This window comes from Candidatus Poribacteria bacterium (genome assembly GCA_021295755.1).
Classification (GTDB): Bacteria; Poribacteria; WGA-4E; order WGA-4E; family PCPOR2b; genus PCPOR2b.
This window is the reverse complement of sequence record JAGWBT010000054.1, coordinates 29,180-30,047: the sequence shown is the minus strand read 5'-3', so window position 1 is coordinate 30,047 and position 868 is coordinate 29,180. Positions and strand designations below refer to the sequence as shown.

Genomic DNA, 868 nt, shown 5'->3' with positions numbered 1-868 from the left:
TTGATACCCGGTATCGGCTTACCCGTTCGCCTTGACTGGCAGGACGGTTGCAGGGTCAGAATAAGACCGTCCACTGCCACCGTTTTGTACACAACGTGCGGTGTCCCCATGTTCGGCAACTTTTGCGCCTTTCCAATGCTGCCTGCTAACGTTTCCGCAATCATAGCGTCAATTGTGCTCAAGCTGTACCTCCAGTGATGCCTGTTAGCTGAGTTTTATCTCTACAAAAAGAGGGCACCCACAAGGGGTGCCCCTACTGTTCAATTTCTTTTTACTTCCCCTTAGCTAGTTCTCTTTTAGGGGGTCTGATCCAACTATGTAATAGGTGTGCCCCCAATCGGCTCAAAACAGGCACGAGACCGATTGCAGTTCTCTGGGGAAACCAACCACCGTCATCGTGCAGTTGCACCAGTAGTTTGAGAACGGATTGGTCTCGACAAGATTTTGCAGGTTCCCGCCGTGGGTGTAGAGTGCCTTGGTACACAGGTTTTGACATATCGGTTTATTCAAGAGGGACGATCCTTTTTCTAATTGCATGTTCGTTCTCCTTATGATGGTATGTAGGCAGATTTTCCAAAATGGTTCATGTTAAGAAATCGTGCAAAGAAACCGAGTTTTCAAGAAAAAACTCGGTTTCTCTTCGCAAAAATTGATGCAGCCGTGTTTAAGCGAGGTCCATTGCGGCGCGGCTGACGATGTTCTGAGTTAATGGGACCTTATAACCGTTGTCAGTCATCGGCTCTGCGTTCGCCACCGCTGCCTCGCCCGCCTGTTTTGCCACCGCATCAGTGATGCGTTTGCCGTTCAACGCTGCTTCGGCTTCCTTGGAACGCCAAGGGATAGGAGCGACGCCACCGAGGACGACGTT

The 868-nt window shown here is 50.2% G+C and carries 3 protein-coding genes; all 3 read right to left on the bottom strand.

Annotation, left to right across the window (positions count from 1 at the left end; genetic code table 11):
• Positions 1-182, bottom strand: a 182-nt coding sequence (locus J4G02_09790; protein ID MCE2394863.1) for a hypothetical protein, incomplete at its 3' end; no start/stop codon positions are given.
• Between the two features lie 160 nt (positions 183-342).
• Positions 343-537 carry a hypothetical protein gene (locus J4G02_09785; GenBank protein ID MCE2394862.1) on the bottom strand — a complete coding sequence of 65 codons (195 nt, stop codon included), beginning with the start codon at positions 535-537 and terminating at the stop codon, positions 343-345.
• A 127-nt stretch (positions 538-664) separates the two neighbouring features.
• Positions 665-868 (bottom strand): xanthine dehydrogenase family protein subunit M (locus tag J4G02_09780; protein ID MCE2394861.1); only part of this gene is annotated, 204 nt, incomplete at its 5' end.

What these genes read in the sequence shown, in the direction of transcription:
- J4G02_09785 (MCE2394862.1), bottom strand. Translation starts at nt 537, where the DNA reads ATGCAATTAGAAAAAGGATCGTCCCTCTTGAATAAACCGATATGTCAA.